The sequence below is a fragment of the Natronorubrum marinum genome (assembly GCF_052040125.1).
Lineage (GTDB): Archaea > Halobacteriota > Halobacteria > Halobacteriales > Natrialbaceae > Natronorubrum.
The window spans coordinates 106,002-122,312 of the sequence record NZ_JBPPFV010000004.1 but is presented as its reverse complement, the minus strand read 5'-3'; the positions used below and the strand labels follow the sequence as shown (position 1 = coordinate 122,312).

General features: G+C 62.5%; 11 protein-coding genes and 2 pseudogenes. 5 read left to right on the top strand and 8 right to left on the bottom strand.

What is annotated here, in order from left to right:
- The first annotated feature begins 59 nt into the window (after positions 1–59).
- Entirely contained in the window at positions 60–989 is a 930-nt protein-coding gene (locus ACSFC5_RS20580) for an NAD-dependent epimerase/dehydratase family protein (RefSeq protein WP_440767094.1), read from the top strand.
- A gap of 449 nt (positions 990–1,438) precedes the next feature.
- Positions 1,439–3,679 carry a glycoside hydrolase family 3 N-terminal domain-containing protein gene (locus ACSFC5_RS20575; RefSeq protein ID WP_440767093.1) on the top strand — a complete coding sequence of 747 codons (2,241 nt, stop codon included), beginning with the start codon at positions 1,439–1,441 and terminating at the stop codon, positions 3,677–3,679.
- Positions 3,680–4,127: 448 nt separating this feature from the next.
- Here ACSFC5_RS20575 and ACSFC5_RS20570 read toward each other — a convergent pair.
- From ACSFC5_RS20570 to rdfA, 3 genes and pseudogenes are all read right to left on the bottom strand, one after another.
- A pseudogene (locus tag ACSFC5_RS20570) lies at positions 4,128–4,876 on the bottom strand (IS6 family transposase).
- Positions 4,877–5,140: 264 nt separating this feature from the next.
- Positions 5,141–7,117, bottom strand: a complete 1,977-nt coding sequence (locus ACSFC5_RS20565) for an archaea-specific SMC-related protein (RefSeq protein ID WP_440767092.1) — start codon at positions 7,115–7,117, stop codon at positions 5,141–5,143.
- 88 nt (positions 7,118–7,205) lie between these two features.
- On the bottom strand, positions 7,206–7,853 hold the full coding sequence (gene rdfA, locus ACSFC5_RS20560; RefSeq protein WP_440767091.1) for a rod-determining factor RdfA: 648 nt from the start codon (positions 7,851–7,853) through the stop codon (positions 7,206–7,208).
- An 898-nt stretch (positions 7,854–8,751) separates the two neighbouring features.
- Between rdfA and ACSFC5_RS20555 the strand changes: the two are divergent.
- Positions 8,752–9,141, top strand: a pseudogene (locus ACSFC5_RS20555) (mandelate racemase/muconate lactonizing enzyme family protein); the annotation flags it as partial.
- A gap of 174 nt (positions 9,142–9,315) precedes the next feature.
- Here ACSFC5_RS20555 and ACSFC5_RS20550 read toward each other — a convergent pair.
- Positions 9,316–9,738, bottom strand: a complete 423-nt coding sequence (locus ACSFC5_RS20550; protein WP_440767090.1) for a GlcG/HbpS family heme-binding protein — start codon at positions 9,736–9,738, stop codon at positions 9,316–9,318.
- A gap of 270 nt (positions 9,739–10,008) precedes the next feature.
- Here ACSFC5_RS20550 and ACSFC5_RS20545 point away from each other — a divergent pair, with 270 nt between their 5' ends.
- Positions 10,009–11,679, top strand: a complete 1,671-nt coding sequence (locus tag ACSFC5_RS20545) for an aldehyde ferredoxin oxidoreductase family protein (protein WP_440767089.1) — start codon at positions 10,009–10,011, stop codon at positions 11,677–11,679.
- Between the two features lie 103 nt (positions 11,680–11,782).
- On the opposite strand, the gene ACSFC5_RS20540 is transcribed toward ACSFC5_RS20545, so the two are convergent.
- The 3 genes from ACSFC5_RS20540 to ACSFC5_RS20530 all read right to left on the bottom strand — a co-directional run bounded on the left by ACSFC5_RS20540 (position 11,783) and on the right by ACSFC5_RS20530 (position 14,368).
- Positions 11,783–12,061 carry a ubiquitin-like small modifier protein 1 gene (locus ACSFC5_RS20540; protein ID WP_440767088.1) on the bottom strand — a complete coding sequence of 93 codons (279 nt, stop codon included), beginning with the start codon at positions 12,059–12,061 and terminating at the stop codon, positions 11,783–11,785.
- A gap of 35 nt (positions 12,062–12,096) precedes the next feature.
- Positions 12,097–12,939 (bottom strand): NAD-dependent epimerase/dehydratase family protein, encoded by an 843-nt coding sequence (locus ACSFC5_RS20535; protein ID WP_440767087.1) that lies wholly within the window; start codon positions 12,937–12,939, stop codon positions 12,097–12,099.
- Positions 12,940–13,303: 364 nt separating this feature from the next.
- Positions 13,304–14,368, bottom strand: coding sequence for a glycoside hydrolase family 88 protein (locus ACSFC5_RS20530; protein ID WP_440767086.1), 1,065 nt, complete (start codon positions 14,366–14,368; stop codon positions 13,304–13,306).
- A 165-nt stretch (positions 14,369–14,533) separates the two neighbouring features.
- On the opposite strand from ACSFC5_RS20530, the gene ACSFC5_RS20525 reads away from it, so the two are divergent.
- Entirely contained in the window at positions 14,534–15,463 is a 930-nt protein-coding gene (locus tag ACSFC5_RS20525) for a dihydrodipicolinate synthase family protein (RefSeq protein ID WP_440767085.1), read from the top strand.
- Between the two features lie 467 nt (positions 15,464–15,930).
- Here ACSFC5_RS20525 and ACSFC5_RS20520 read toward each other — a convergent pair whose 3' ends face one another.
- Entirely contained in the window at positions 15,931–16,236 is a 306-nt protein-coding gene (locus ACSFC5_RS20520; RefSeq protein WP_440767084.1) for an L-rhamnose mutarotase, read from the bottom strand.
- Positions 16,237–16,311 lie beyond the last annotated feature (75 nt).

The window sequence follows — 16,311 nt, the reverse complement described above, 5'->3', positions numbered from 1 at the left end:
AACCGACTGAAAACACGCTCTCCGTGGGTTTCATTAGTGCACCCGCCAACTGTCCGCCCGTGACCACAGACTCCGCGAGCATCGTCGTCACCGGTGCGCTCGGTGGCGCCGGACAGTGGATCGTAGAGAGACTACTCACCGACGGCTACGACGTGGTCGGCCTCGACCGGCGACTCCCCGCCGACGGGGGACCCACAGGGGCGGAGTTCTTTCAGGTCGACCTCACCGACTCGGGCGAGACCGCTGAGCTCATCGCGGCCGCCGAGCCCGACGCCGTCGTCCACCTCGCCGCGATTCCCGACCCGACGAGCCACGCCGGTTCGCGGGTGTTCGCTAACAACGTTCTGAGTACGTACAACGTCCTCGAGGCGGCCGGCCGGGCCGGCGCGAACGTCGTCTGGTCGAGTTCGGAATCCGCGTACGGGTTCCCCTTCGCCGAGAGTTGTCTCGTCCCCGAGTACGTCCCCATCGACGAGGTCCATCCGCTTCGCCCCGAAGATCCGTACGGCACCTCGAAGGAGGCCGGCGAGGCCGTCGCCGCGGCGACCGCCAGACGACACAACGTGTCCGTCGTCTCTATCCGCCCGTCGTGGGTGCAGTACCCCGGCGAGTACCAGACCAGCGGAAACCGGGAGCGCTTCAACCTCGAGGAGTTGGCCGAACGCCCCGAGGGAACCTCCCCGAGCGGCGGCGCGGGAAACTTCTGGTCGTACATCGACGTGCGCGATCTCGCGTCGATGGTTTCGGCGGCGTTGGACGCCGACATCGAGGGCCACGACGCGTACCTCTGCCACGCCGCGGAGAACTATCTCGGTATCGAGACCGAACGACTCATCGACGCGCTCTTCGACGACGCACCGCCTTCTGACCTCGAGGGGGACGCAGCCGCGTTCACCACCGCAAAGGCCGAACGCGACCTTGGCTGGACACCCGAACACACCTGGCGCGAGGCCGAAGACGAAGCCGTCGAGGGACCGGATTTCGAGTAGCGCGTCGAACGGGCGGTCAGGCGGTGAACGAAAGAGATAGCTTTTAGCGGTCTCGAAGACGGCGAGTATACGCTGGCACTTCGCACGAATCCGCTCCAGTTGCTCCTGCTCGGTATCGGGACGGTGCTCGCCCGTCTCGGGATCATCTCGCTCGAGCGGGCGCGCGAAACGACGCCGAGATGGGAGCTGGATTCAACGACCCACCGTGCGTGTTCGGGATGTTCCGCCAGTCGACGCCCTTCGCAGAAGAAGAGCGCAGAGACCTCGACCGTCTCGAGCACGTTAAGCTTCTCGGAGAGCTCCCCCGACGGGACGTCGTCTATCGTGAGGTGCGCTGGCATAGTGCCAATCTACTCTCCGGATTGTCACACTCCTCGGTAAAACTACCGCGTCACCATTGGTGAGACGGTTGACAACGTTTATAGCGCTACGATAACACCTCACAGCCAATGGACGATCGATCCAAGACGCCGACGTACCGCCGGGAGTCGGCACCGACGTCGGAGCGCGTAGCGGACTTGCTCGAGCGAATGACGCTCGCCGAAAAGGCGGGCCAGGTGACGGGGACCTGGGGCGGGAGTTTCAGGGAGGACCTCGATGTTGAGGACCTCGTCGAGACCGTCGCTCAAGACGGGGTCGGCGCCGTCGCGCCGTTCGGCTGGGCCGGGTCGCTCACCAGCGATCCGACCGAGTCGGCGCGGATCGCCAATCGCCTCCAGCGCGTCGCCGTCGAGGAGAGTCGACTCGGCATCCCGCTGCTGTTGAACGTCGACGCGGTCCACGGCCACGCCTACATCACCGGTGCGACGTCGTTTCCGAACGGACTCGGGGCAGCCGCGACGTGGGACCCGGAGCTGCTCGAGGACAGCGCCGCGATCACCGCCCGAGAAATCCGCGCGACCGGCGCTCACCAGAACTACGGCCCGACCGTCGACGTCGGTCGCGAGCCGCGCTGGGGGAGAGTGTTCGAGACGTTCGGCGAGAGCCCGCACCTCGTCGGCGAACTAGCCGCCGCGAAAGTCCGGGGATACCGCGGTGACGGGATCGGCGATCCCGAGGGCGTGCTTGCGACCCTCAAACACTTCCCCGCCTACGGGGAGCCCGAACGCGGCGAGGACGCGTCGCCGGTCGACATCTCCGAATACAAACTCCGGAACACGTTCCTCCCGGCGTTCGAACGGGCGCTCGCCGCCGGCGCGGACTCCGTGATGCCGTCGTACAACTCGATCAACGGCGAACCCTCCCACGGGTCGGCCGCCGCCCTCACGGACCTCCTCCGCGACGACCTCGGCTTCGAGGGCCACGTCGTCTCGGACTGGGACGGGATCCGCCACCTCCACGAGGATCACCGAACGGCTCGCGACCACGCCGACGGCGTGCGACAGGCCCGCGAGGCCGGCGTCGACGTCGCGTCGGTCGGTCACGTCGACCACGCGGACCGCGTCGTGAAACTCGTCGAATCCGGGCGGCTCAAAGAATCTGTCGTCGACGCGAGCGTAAAACGGGTGCTCCGCGCCAAGTTCGAACTCGGACTGTTCGAGGACCCGTACGTCGATGGGGAGGCAGTAACGGAGACGCTCGGCTCGGAGCACCACCGCGAGACAGCGCGTGAGGTCGCCAGCGAGTCGATGACGCTGCTGAAAAACGAGGGAGTCCTCCCGCTCGAGGGCGACGAGGACGTCTTCGTCGGCGGGCCGAACGCCGACGACATGGTCCACCAGCTCGGCGGCTGGTCGGTCAGTCGCGATGATGGGCTGCCAGGGGCGACGATCCGCGATGCGATCGCCGCGGGCACCGACGGCACCGTGACCCACGCAGCGGGGACGACGCTCAACGAACCGGTCGATATCGACGCGGCGGTCGAGAAGGCGGCGGACGCCGACGTCGCCGTGCTCGCGCTCGGCGAGGGCTGGTACCTTCACGAGTTCGGCCCGCAGGCCGAGGCGGGCGTCGAGACCGGGGAGTGGCCGACGCGGGGCGACCTCCGGCTGTCGGACGCCCAGCGCGAACTCGTCCGGCGGGTTCACGAGACCGGGACGCCCGTCGTCGGCGTGCTCGTGACCGGCCGACCGCTGATCGTCGACTGGATGGCCGAGCACGTCCCGGCGATCCTCATGGCGTACTTCCCCGGAACGGAGGGAGGAGTCGCCGTCTCGGACACGCTGTTCGGTGAGAACGACCCGAGCGGTCGGCTCCCGATCTCCGTGCCGAAATCGCACGGCGACCTGCCCCAACACCACGACGCGCTCGCTCATCCGACGCCGATCGGCGCAGGCGAACACCCCGACTCCTCCGATCCGCTATTCCCGTTCGGCCACGGGTTGAGTTACACCGAGTTCAACGTCGACGACGTCGAGGTCGCGGACGGTCCGGGTACCGCGTCCGACGACGACGAACCGGCGGCGACGGTCAGCGTCACCCTCTCGAACGTCGGGGACCGCCCCGGAACGGAGACCGTAGACGTGTACGCGACACAGACGCACGCCTCGCGTGTGAGGCCCGAACGCTCGCTTGTCGGGTTCGAACGGACCGAACTGGATGCAGGAGAGTCGGCGTCGGTCGACATCGAGGTCGATCCGTCCGCGCTCGGCTACTTCGTTCCCGCCCGGGGACACGTCCTGGAAGCGGGAGAGTACCGATTTCAGGTCGGCGAGAGAACGGAGATAACTACCGTCAGCGGCGACGACTGAACGGCCGACCCGTGAAGGTGAAAGAAATCTGCTGCGCACGCGAATCGGCGTGATCAGCCGCTGGACGACACTCGATGATACGCACCCACGTGTTCCACGAGCGGGTTCCTGTTATCTAATACTGAACGAAGGGGTCAATTGTCACACACTTCCGGCGAGAAATTCGATTCTACGCTTGTGATTCCGAAGTGGTGGCTGAATATTGTTTCACTGAAATTACCGCCTGTCACGCGCCGACCTCGGGAGATTCTTCGCTGAACAGTCTCGATCCGAGCGGGTATCAGGGTATCGTCCCGACCAGTGGTGTTCAGCAATCACGGACGAGAATTTTGGTGGCTCGAGACTGCGGAACCGACCACCCGTGTCCAGCGCGGCTTGCTGTAGCGCGTGAGGATATCTGTCACTGATGTGCGCCATTCGCGTCTCAGCGGCAGTGAGCGTTTGTTCTCTATAGGCGAACACATAAAGGACGATAGAAACAATCATTTGTCTTTCTATCGAGCGATTGATGCGGTCTTTGATGGTTGTAGTCATGCACAAACTGATCAATCCACTTACGGGCACTCCGCCGACTGCCCACTCACGAGTTTTGGAAACGGTCAACGCGCATTTTGAAGGTGTGAAACCAGTTTTCGATCAGGTTTCGATCGGTATAGTCAATCCGACCGTTCAGTCCTAACCGAGCAAAGGCAGTCCGATAGCCAAATTGCTCGACGAGAAACACTGCTTCGGAGAGATCGTGTTTCTCGCGGAGTCCATACAGGAACGCAGCTGCCGGATCAGTGCCGTGGCGGCTGCATAACTGGGCGTCAAGACTCAACTTTGTATCGAGATCTATTGCAGCGTACAAGCAAGACCGTTCGCCGTTGATCTTGACAGCGGTCTCGTCAACCGCGACCCGCATCGGCTTCGCCGTCCTCAGAACGCAACGCGTTCTGATGGGCCACACGAGAGCTCTGCTCTCGTGGACGTCGGCAGGTCTGAGACGCTGTCAGCCAGCCGAGGTACCCAATTTCAAACCACCCCATGAGAGCGTCCGACGCCTAATTCAGCGGGAATCGTCGTTGTCTCTTGAAGCAAACAACCGGTCTGATGGAGGCGGACGGCGAACCCCGTGATGGGCGTCGCCGTCCGTTCGTTCTCCCAAGCTTCCTCTAAATCCGCATCGTAGCTCTTGCTGAGCAGGTCTGCGAGCATTACTCTAGAGTAACTCAGCGGCCTGCTCAGGTCTCAAACTGGCTCAACTAAACAGTGCCTCGTAACACCTCTATCTATCGTTTCCATTGCGCCTATTGTAACCACTGCAAAATATTAACCTATTGTAGCTATTGTAGCTATTCTACCTATTGAAGCTGTCACCCGCCGCATTCGGTGTACCGACGACGGTACGAACGGTTCCGGTTTCCACTCCCACCAACCGACCGCCGACACGTGAAAATCAGCCTGGAACCGAATCCGCCGTTACTGGGCCGCCGACGCCGAGTCGATCTCCGTGATTACGCCGTGATCCACTTCGACGGCCTGTGCGTCCTCGTCGAGCAGCGCCACGACGAGATACGGCACGTAGGACTCGAAGTAGTCGACGAGCATCGCGATCCGCTCGGAATCGATCGCCTCGAGCGAGTCCAGAACCATGAACGGCACCGTCTCGTAGACGTCGTGGACGAGGTAGCCTGCGAGGGCGAAGACGAGCCCCGTTACTTCTCGCTCGCTCTCGCTGAGGTGGTCGATCGTGTCCTCGTAGGCCGCGCCGTCGTCGGTGCTGCGGACGATCTTGAGATCGAACGACGAGCGCGAAACCTTCCGTCGTCCCTCGCGAACTTCCCGGGTGGTCCGATCGATCCAGATCCGATCGAGGTTACCGTACTCGAGCACCTCGAGGAGGTTCTCCATGTGCTCGTTGAAGGCCTCGACCGCGTCGGCCTCGATCTGATCGATCCGCGTGCGTAGATCGGTCAGTTCGTCGGTGATGTCGTCGCGACGGGCCTGGAGCGTCTCTCGCTCGTCAAGGCGCTCCTCGATCGACGCCATTTGATCGTCCAGATCGTCGCGCTCGCGTTCCTTCCGCTCCAGTTTGAACTCGAGCTGATTGACCTCCTTGTGCTGGTCGAGGACCCCGCTGTAGTCGTCGGTCTCGAGGTCGTCGATCGTAGCCTCGAGGTCGTCGACCTCGTCGGTGAGCTCCTCGCGGTCGGCCGTCGACGCTTCGATGCGTTCGCGTCGCCGCTCGATCTCGTCGTCGATCGAATCGAGGCGTCGCTGCGTCTGGCGGTACTCGGTGCGGTTCTCGTTGATCGTGGATAGCGTTTCCCGTTTCTCGTCGAGTTCGGCGCTGATCCCCGATCGTTCCTCGAGTCGGTCCTGGCGCGCGGTTCGAAGCTGCTCGATCGTCGTTTCGATCTGGTCGCGAGCGACCGACGAGCCGCAGGTCCAGCAGGTGACCGTCTCCGAGTCGGCGAGTAACTCGTCCGTCACTGGGCCGTCGTCCCCTTCGGCGTCCGGAAGCACCGACTCCTGCTCGTCGAGAAGCTGCTCGTTAAACTGGATCGTGCTCTGGAGCTGCGAGATTTCGTCCGAGAGCGTCGCCTTCTCGTCCTGGAGCGTCTCGATCTCGGCCTCGAGTCGGCTGATTTCGGACTCGTCGCCGGTCGAGAGCGAGTCGAGGCGCTCCTCGACCTCCTCGCGCTCCTCCTCGAGCGCGTCGATGCTCTCGCGTTCGGTTTCGATCCGGTCTCGGACGCGTTCGAGATCGGAGCGAGTCTCGCGGAGTTCCTCGAGTTTCGCTTCGAGTTCGGACTGCTCTTCCCGTCGTTCGTCGACGTCGACGTTGGTCTCTTCGAGCTCCGCCTGTGCGTCCTCGAGTTCGTCCTCGAGCGTCTCGATCTCGTCGGTCACTCGCGTTCGCTTTGCTTCGAGGTCGGGCAGCTTGCCTTCGAGTTCGTCCAGCTCCGCGAGCTGGTCGTCGATCTCCTGCTTCCGTCGCTGACACTGCTCGATTTCGGCGTTGATCGCGTCGGTATCGACCGGGCGCATGATCAGTTCGCGGAGATCGTCGCCGCGAGCGACGGCGCGTCGCGCCTCGTTCGATTCGAGCAGGAACGCAAAGAGGTCCGCGAGCTCGGGGTCGTCGAGGTAGGGTTCGCCGTCGGTGACGATGGTTCCGTTTCGCCGCTGCAGCGTTCGTCGGTAGGTTTCGTCACCGAGCTCGAGCTCCGCGCGCCCCTCTTGTGCGTCGGCCTTGAGACTGACTTGATCGCTCCCCAGTGCGGCCATGATCGCCTGTAACAGCGATGTCCGATTGGTCGCGTTTCGTCCCGAAAGCACTGTCGCCCCTCGCTGAAACGCGACCTCCGTCTCGTCGATACCGCCGATATTGTCGACGGAGAGCGTCGCTCGCTCTGGAGTATCACGTTCCGTCCTGTCAAGTTCACTTTTCATATCACCGCGTTCTCGCTCTTAGCAAAAATAAGTTACCCCTTCCACGAGCGTCGAACCCATCGGAAATCGCCGGAGTAAATCCCAGTTATCAGGTGTCATCCGCGGTTGCATCCTGACAGTCGCAGGATCGTTCGTCTAACAGCGTCCGAATCGGATACTCCTGTAAGCAGTCCTCGCACGTCACGGTCACGGAGACGGTCACGTTGAACTTGCCGAGATCGAGGATCCCGTTTCGCTCGAGTTGGGCGATCGTATCCGACGTCACCGCCTCGGTTCTGTTCTGCAGTGCGCCGAGTTTATCGGCGCTCCGTTCCACTCGTTCGTCGTCGCTCGGCGTCTCGAGCGTCGCAGCCAGACAGTCCGTCAGGTGGTTGTAAACCGTCTGGTGGGAGACGAAGTTCGACTCGACGTCGTCGATCGGGACGCCGTCGCGCTCGAGTTCGTTTCGCGTCTGTACCTGCGTCCCGCTACTGACGTCGTCGTCGGTCAACAGCCGGTAGGTGTTTTCGATCTCCCCGTCTTTGAGGAGGACGTTCGCGTCCTCGAGTGCGGTCTCGAGGACGCGCTGGTTCACGTAGGTCGCGAGCTGGCGCGTGCTCATCTTCTCGTCCCGCTCGCCGGTCCAGTACCCAACCAGTTGATCGTCGAGCCCCTGGAGCCCGTACTCGTCGGCGACGCGTCCGAGCTTGCATCCACACGAGGTCTCTGAGTCGGACGACTGGGTGCGTTCGGTCACTAACTGAGGGTACCAACTAGTGGCTAAAAAACATTTGGGTCTCGAACGGATTTACGGAGGTATGAATGTAATCAATGTACCCGGCCGCTCCGCATTTACAGCTCAACGGTGTCTCGTGACATACATATATTAAAACTGCCATTATACTCATTCCGGTGGTCCAATCGACCGCCGAACTTCGTGGCGAATCGATCTCGAGATTCACGCGAAGCCGTTGGTTTCAGTATCGCTGACGATATCACTGTCCGGCTATAGTGCCGTCTATAACCGATAGTGGGAGTGTTTTCACGGTTGATCGCGTCTTCCCGCGGTCCCTTCATGCAATACCTGTTTATGTGGAGTACGAGTAGTTCGATACGACGAGTCTAGGATCTTCAAACGTGTCTGTGTTCATATTAATTCACGAACGTCCTCTTTTACAGATATTTTCCGCGGGAGTAATCTATCGATGGCGTACTCACCACACCGACTCGTCTCGACCGACCCTTCGGTCGTCGCCTTTCGAAATGATTTCCAGAGTGAAACCTCGAGCGGCTAGGTGTCGGTTATCCATCTTCGCCGACATCTCGCATCTCTATGATCTCTCCGATCAATTTCAAACTCGAACGAAGCCCCGACTGGCGTTCGATATCCGGCGAGACCGGATGCAATTGATTCGGTGGGAACGAGGACGATTCGTCAGGGTGTATCCGCTCGTTGGGCTCCGGTCGAGGGTGCCCGTTCCTGTCCACCTGCGATCCAGTACTGATACCGGCGCGGTCGGACACAGGGTGAAAGTGGAGCAAACTCCGAATCGGCGATACCGGATGTCAGTCCGAGCATCGACGTCGTCGGAAGCGGACGTCGTTGCGACCACGGCACGACTATAACCGATTTCACGACCCGAATTTCGAGCCGTGTGTCGGAACGACGGACGGAATGGGTGACGAGTGGAATCGCGGATACCAGCACCTGAGTTGTCGACGGGAATTTCGAGTGGACCCCGATCAGGAGCGAGACGGACGCGGGCCTCACCGTGATCGGTGAGTCCTACCGCGGCGGCGTCCCCGAACTCGTCGAGTACACCGAGCGGTTCCTGACCGGCGAAAATCCGTTCGACGCCGAGGAACTTGCTCGTCTACTCGCCCAGAAGATGTCCGGCCATGGCGGAACGGCGGATACGGTCGTTACCGCCGTCTTCGGGATCGAGAACGCACTCCGGACGCGGCCGTAAAACGTCTGTGACTGCCACGCCAGCGCGGCGTACGCCGTCGAAGACGGCTCCAGGGGTCCCGGAGAAGCCGAGGCTCGGTGTTGCACTGGGTATAGACGTCGTCGAGGGGCACGTCTCGAGGGGACGACTACCTTCTAGGACCGACGCGACTTCGTCAAAAACTGTCACTTCGTCCGTCGTCCCGTTCGACACACTCATACGGAGAGCTACCGTCGAGGGCCGTGTGCTACCGAGCGGGCGTCATCGTTCCTACTGAAGGTCTTCGAACGCTGCCACACCGGCGCTGGCGACCGCTATGTCTTCTTCGACGGCCCCACCGCTGCACCCGACTGCACCGACGACCTCGCCGTCGTACTCGAGCGGAATGCCGCCACCGAAGGTAACGACGCGGTTGTCGTCCGTCGACTGGAGACCGTAGACGTCGCCGCCGGGCTCTGAGCCCTCCTTCAGCGCTTCGGTCGGCTTTTTCACGGCTGCGGCGGTGTAGGCCTTGTCTCGAGCGATGCTCGCCGCGACTAGTTTCGCGCCGTCCATTCGACGGAACGCGACCAGATTCCCTTCGTTGTTCGTGACCGCGAGATTCATCGAGACGCCGAGATCGGCTGCCTTCGACTCCGCAGCATCCAGAATCTCCGTTGCATCGTCTAACGAAACCGTCTGTGCTGTCTGCATACATGGCTAGCGTGTTCGATGTACAATAAATACGCTTTGGTACCTACCGACGTTACCTCGTCCGTTGTATCACGGGGTCGCATCTCGTCTCAGTACCGCCGTGGAAACGAGTACGAACCCTCGTTCGCTCTTCCCGGATAATTAGCCGCTCGGTCGTCTTTACGCGACTGTTCCAACAAACCAACATCGATCGGCAGTTTCGACGTTCTCCGGTCAGGTCGTCCCGCTCGTAACCCTAGCTTTTTTAGCTCATACTGCGTTGGCCCGGTAATGCTCCACGCCAAGGGTTCACTCTGTACAATCGATGTCGGAAATCAGTCTGCGACGACGGAGAACATCGAGGACGAACTGTCCGAGTTCATCGGCGGCCGCGGGGTTGCAACCGCGCTCGCCCACGACCGAATCCCGTTCGATGCCGATCCGTACGGTGACGAGAACCGACTCTACTTCTCGACCGGCCCGCTCCAGCAGTCCCAGATGAGCTTCACCGGTCGGATGAACTGTACCGCGCTCTCGCCGTTGACCGACGGCGTCGCCTCGGCCAACGCCGGCGGCTACCTCTCGCGGAACTTCGTCGGCACCGGCCACAGCGTCGTCGAACTCACCGGCACGAGCGACGAACTGCTGGCCGTCCACGTCACCGACGAGGGCGTCGAGTTCGAGGAAGTGCCCGAACTCGAGCAGGCGACCGTCCGCGAGGTGACCGCGGTGATGAACGAACGCCACGGCCTCGAAAGCGAGAATCTCGCGACGATCGGGCCGGCAGGCGAGAACGGTGTTCGGTTCGCGTGCGTGATGACCTACGACAGCCGAGCGTTCGGACGCGGCGGCCTCGGGGCGGTTATGGGGGCGAAAAACGTCAAGTGCGTCACGTTCCAGGGCGACTCCGCTCCCGATGTCGAGGTGCCGGCCGAGGACGTCCAGTCGTCGGTCCATCGGGAGGCCGCGACGAGCGATCACATCATGCGCCGGCAGGGGACGACCAACTCGATCGAGTTCATCAACGACAACTTCTCGTTCCCGACGCGGTACTTCTCCGAGCGGTCGTTCGAGGACATCGAGAACATCGGCGGCGACGCCGTCGAGTCGAAAAAGTACAAGAAGGCCTCCTGTTCGGTCTGTGCCTTCGCCTGTAAGCTTCCGACGAAAGACGAAGCGAGCGGCGTCGAGACCGAAGGGCCCGAACTCGAGACGGTCTTCTCGTTCGGATCGAACTGCGGCGTCGGCGACATCGTCGACATCATGCAGTCGAACGAACTGTGTGACCGGTACGGAATGGACACGATCTCCTGTGGGAACGTCGTCGCGGCGTACCTCGCCGGCAACGAGGAGTTCGGGAACGCCGAACTCGTCCACGACCTCGTCGAGAAGATCGCGTTCCGCGAGGACGAGGGCGACCTGCTGGCGGAGGGCGTCGCCCGGAGCCACGAGGAACTCGGCGTCGAGAACTTCTCGGTCAAGGGTATGGAGTTCGCCGCTCACGACGGCCGCGCGCTCCACGGGCAGGGACTCTCCTACGCCGTCGCGAACCGCGGCGGTGACCACATGTACTCGACGACGCTCGCCGACGAGTACGGCGGCGACGTCGACCCCGAGGGGACGGCCGGCAAGGCAGAACTCGTGATCGAAAACGAGAACCGCAACGCGCTCCGTGACAGCGGCGTCATCTGCCAGTTCGGCGTCGGTCGCGCGGTCGAAGCCGACCGGTTCGAAGCACTGTTCGACGCCGACTACGACGACCTTCTCGAGGTCGGCGCTCGCGTCGTCACCCTCGAGCGTCACTTCCGGAATCAGCGCGGGTACGACGGCGACGAGGACCGACTGCCCTACGACCTGCCCGACCTGCAGTCATCGATCGGCGAGTACTACGAACTGCGCGGCTGGAACGACGACGGAACCGTCTCGCCGGAGACGGCGTCGGAGTTCGCACAGGCCGACTGAGAACGCGTCTGTGCCGCGCTGAGCGGTACTATCTCACTTTTCGCGCAGTGTATCGCATATCGTAGGTGAGCGCAGCCGGCGGGAAGAACATCGCGAGACCGCGTCAACCGCCTTCGGCCGGCGGCGACGCACTGAGTTCGTCGCCATCTTCGACGGGTGTCTCGACACCGTCCTCGAAGGCGACGTTGCGGCCGTTTTGCATCACGCTGACCGAGCCGCTGAACTCGTCGCCGTCGAACAGTAGGTCTCGAATTTCTGGGTAGTCGTCCGCGAGGTCGTCGAAGACCTCACCGACGGTCGCGTCGGTCGACACCTCACGCTCGATTGTCTTGTCGCCAACCGCGTCCCGAAGCGGGCCGTAGAGGGTGCAGCTCACGTGCATACCACCCGATTCGTCGCGGGTCCCCTTGAAAGTCGCTATTCCGGCGGCGAGTCCCACTCCTCGCCGTTGTCTTGTGGCTCGTAGCCGATCGTCTCGCGAGCGTTCTCGATACTGTACCAGCGCCGATCGTTATCGCTCACGCCGCTGAAGATCTCGAAGCTCTCCTCGTCGGACTGCAGACAGCGGTCGATCATGTGGGCAAAGTCCCGTCGGGACTGCCACATTCCTTTCGTTCGAGCGACGACCTCCTCGTACTCGTCGCTGTCGCGCTCGTAGTCGCCGCGATTGACGTCGCGCTCGGCGTCGCCGTAGGGGTGGTCGTACTCCGCCCACCGCACGACGCAGATTCGGATCGCGTGCGCTCGTTTCGGATACTCGTAGTTCTCGACGTAGTACCGACAGAGATCCTCTCCGAAGCTCTTCGAGACGCCGTAGTACGAGTCCGGCCGAACGGGATCCTCGTGGGAGAGTCGGAAGGGAACGTCGGTGCCGTAGTAGAGATCGGGGGCGTTCTCGATCTCGTACATTCCCATCACGTGGTTCGACGAGGCGAAGACCACTGTCTCGAGTTCGTGTTCGCGGGCGGCCTCGAGCGCGTTCAGCATCCCGATGATGTTGGGCTGGTGGACGTCGTCCCACGTGCCGTCCGTGAAGGGGTAGCCGGCGAGGTGGATCATCGCGTCCTGGTCGGTTGCCGCGTCGCGAACGGCACGGGCGTCCCCGACGTCCGCAACGACGGTCTCGTGGTCGCCGTACTCGCCGCTCGTGTCGGGTTCGTCGCGATCGAGATAGGTGAACTCGTATGCCGAATCGTCGTGTAGGTGATCGATGATGGCGGTTCCACACCGGCCGTACGCACCGGTCAACAGGACGTTCATAGCTAGCGATTACTGCCTCGCGCTCATAATCGTTTGGTTAGCGGACCGCGTCGCGCCGATGACGCATCGTGAGTCGACACCGGTGATGTGTGCAGGGTTGCGGGTGTCGTAAGCGACGACGGCGATGCGTCATCGACGCGGTGGTCCAGGAGGTTGGCCCGGCACGATTGGATTTGTGGTGCCGATTCAATCTCCGGTAGTAGGTGGTATCGCCAGGCATCTAACAACATACCGGGTAGTTGGTGCAATCTCTGGAGATGCACTGGCATACGAACGATTGGTAGCAGGTACCATAGCTGTTTCGCTCCGAAACTGACTCGTTCAGTCGAAAAGCTCGCCAGCACTCGAGAAATCTAGCCCGTGGCTAGAACTGCGCCGCGGCGAGCAGGAAGAAGCCCTGACCGTACGACGTCGACGTCAGCGGCGCGCCCGGTCCGCCCGGGGGGCCGGCGACGCGGCGAACGGCGCCGTCGTCGTCGACGAGACCGCGAGCGACGTCCATCGCGTCCTGTGCCGCCTGCTCGTACGTCTCGTCGGAAACGATGCCCATCTCGAGGGCCCGCTTGAACGCGTAGGTGTACATGAGCGTCCCCGAACTCTCGAGCGGCGTGTGCGGATCGTCGACGAGGTTGTACCACATGCCGCTGTCGTCCTGTCGCTCGACGATGGCCGAAGCGACGTCGCGGAAGATCTCGATCAGTTGGTCGCGGTCATCGTGGTCCTCAGGGAGGTGTTCTAAGACGTCGACGATCGCCGCCTGCGCCCAGCCGTTACCGCGAGCCCAGAACGTGCTCTGGGGATAGCTGTTCGGCTGTTCGTGCCAGATGTGGCGGAAGAGACCGGTGTGTGGGTCCTGGAGATGTTTCGCGTGGACGATAAGCTGTCTGGCGGCCTCGTCGAACGCCTCGGGTTCGTCGGCGGCGGCGCCGTAGCGGGCGAAGAACGGACACATCATGTAGACCGAGTCGATCCACAGCCCTTTCACACCCGATAGTTCGGGCACGTGGTGGGGGATGCCGCCGTCTTCGGTCCGGGTGACCGACTGGAGGTTCTCGTACTCGCCGCGAGCGGCCTCGAGGTACCGGTCCTCGCCGGTTCGGACGTAGAAGTCGAGGACGCCGTGGCCGATCGACGTGGTGTTGTTCGTGTTCATCGCCTTGCGCTCGTCGATGTGCCAGTGGGCGTCGTACTCTTTGCCGTGCTGGAACACCTCGATCGGGTAGCTCGGCCCGTAGGAGAGTTGGCCGTTACTGTCCTGGGTCTCGACCGCGCGGTCGACGAGGTCTCTTGCGGCGTCGACGAACTCCTCGCGTTCGGTCGCGAGTAACCCGTTGATCGCGACGCCTTTCTGCCAGACTTCGTTCTCCATGTCGCGAGCGACGGTGTACGCTGCAACGTCCGCCATGGTCTCTTCGAGGGACGTACTCATGTGACGTTGACTAGTAGTTCGCCGGATTCGGTATAAACCTTGTTGGACGATCCGAACACCCTCAGCCGCCGAGTTCCGATTGCAAACGGCACCGACGAAAATCCCCGAACGGACGACAAAAGCGAGTGGCGATAGCTTTATCTGCCGTCTGGGCCATTCCGAACCATGGCGTACGCCAAGCTACAGGACGGTCTACGAGACGTTGCAGTCGGTTTGTTGACACCGTTCGACGACGACGGCGGAATCGAACACGAGAAGCTCGCTGCGAACGCCGAGGACCTCGCGAGCACGGGCGTGAATACCTTCCTCGCGTGTGCGAACATCAGCGAGTACCACTCGCTGTCCCAGCAGGAACGAATCGACGTCACCGAGACGAGCGTCGATGCGCTTCCCGACGACGCCTGCGTGTTGGCCGGCGTCGGCGGCAGCACGAAGGGGGCCGAGGAACTCATCGACGCCTACGACGAGATCGGCGTCGACGCGATGATGATCATGCCGCCGGACCACACCTACCTCCACGAGCAGGGATTACTCGAGTACTTCCGAGCACTTGCGGCGGCGACAGACACCGGCATCGTTCCCTACATTCGCGGGTTCGATCCGTCGGTAGCGTTTCTGGCGGACCTCACCGAGATCGAGGGCGTCGTCGGGATCAAGTACGCGCTCGAGGACCCGGTCAAACTCGGCGAAGCGGTCGTCGCCGGCGACGACGACGTCGTCTGGGTCGACGGCCTCGCGGAGCCGTACGCGGTCTCGTTTTGGGCACAGGGTGCCGAAGGGTTCACCGCGGGCGTGACGAACTTCGAACCGCGACTCGGCCGTGCCCTGCTGTCGGCGCTGCGTGAGGGCGACTGGGAGCGGGCCCGCGCGCTCCAGAGCGCAGCCGTCCCGTACCAGCAGTTCCGCGGCCAGACGGGCGCGAACAACACGCTCGCGGGCGCGATCAGCGTCCCTGCGGTGAAGTACGGCCTCGAACTCGCCGGCTACAACGGTGGGAACGTCCGCGAGCCGATCGTCGGGCTCACTGAGGCCGACGAGAAACAGGCGGAGACGCTCTACGAGCAGCTTCAGGACGATCTCGAGCGACTGCTCTGAGGTCGGCGCGCTATTCGCGGTTCCAGCGTCCGTTCGGGCTTCCCGACCGCATTTCGACGCTCGTCCGTCCACACCGGATAGCGTCGCGGTCGTCGACCGGTGGGTCGGAGTCTCTACGGTATCGGTACCGATACCCAACACCGGGTCAGCAGTCTCTGTCCGGTGTGACCGATACTGACGAACGCGTATTCGAACTATCAATTACACACGTACTACCGTAAATATCTGATCCCAAAATCTGTAATTTCCGCTCGAGAGGGTCCGAAACGGTAGTCAGTAACCGATCGCTCGTTCAGACCGCATCCGTTCGCTCACACCGGACACCTGTGTGTCAGCGCGTGACGCGATCGAGATCGAGGCGACGAGAGACGCGGCTGCGCGTGCGGCAACTCGAGCGCTATCGCTCGGAGTACGGACGACGAGAACGGGCGGTGGCGACCGCGTGCGGTACGGTCCGGCCGGACGAGTCAGATCATGCGATACACTTCGTCCATCCACCTGTCGGAGTCGTCGTCGACGGTAATGCCGTCCATCTCTTCGGCCCACCGAGCCTGCGCGTCGCTCGAGTCCATGACCTCCTCGATGGCCGCTGGATCCTCGAGTTCCAGAAAGCCGAAGACGTGGCCGTCCTGTTCGAAGACGCTGTAGGTCTCGAGGCCGGCGTCGGAGTCGAGGTAGGCCTCCTCGAGCCAGTCGGGGACGTTCTCGTGTGCCTCGCGGTACTCGTCGCGCTTTCCGTCGGCTATCTGCAGGTGGAATGCGATTCGGGCCATGCGTTCTGAGACTCGACTGACTCACTCATAGCTATTACGCAGTCCTCGTCGCGCTCGAGTGCCCCTCGTTCGACG

Excerpts from the sequence above, each read along its gene's own strand:
- ACSFC5_RS20575 (WP_440767093.1), top strand. The coding sequence starts at position 1,439 with ATGGACGATCGATCCAAGACGCCGACGTACCGCCGGGAGTCGGCACCG.
- ACSFC5_RS20565 (WP_440767092.1), bottom strand. The coding sequence starts at position 7,117 with ATGAAAAGTGAACTTGACAGGACGGAACGTGATACTCCAGAGCGAGCG.
- ACSFC5_RS20550 (WP_440767090.1), bottom strand. The coding sequence starts at position 9,738 with ATGCAGACAGCACAGACGGTTTCGTTAGACGATGCAACGGAGATTCTG.
- ACSFC5_RS20545 (WP_440767089.1), top strand. The coding sequence starts at position 10,009 with ATGCTCCACGCCAAGGGTTCACTCTGTACAATCGATGTCGGAAATCAG.
- ACSFC5_RS20540 (WP_440767088.1), bottom strand. The coding sequence starts at position 12,061 with ATGCACGTGAGCTGCACCCTCTACGGCCCGCTTCGGGACGCGGTTGGC.
- ACSFC5_RS20535 (WP_440767087.1), bottom strand. The coding sequence starts at position 12,939 with ATGAACGTCCTGTTGACCGGTGCGTACGGCCGGTGTGGAACCGCCATC.
- ACSFC5_RS20530 (WP_440767086.1), bottom strand. The coding sequence starts at position 14,368 with ATGAGTACGTCCCTCGAAGAGACCATGGCGGACGTTGCAGCGTACACC.
- ACSFC5_RS20525 (WP_440767085.1), top strand. The coding sequence starts at position 14,534 with ATGGCGTACGCCAAGCTACAGGACGGTCTACGAGACGTTGCAGTCGGT.
- ACSFC5_RS20520 (WP_440767084.1), bottom strand. The coding sequence starts at position 16,236 with ATGGCCCGAATCGCATTCCACCTGCAGATAGCCGACGGAAAGCGCGAC.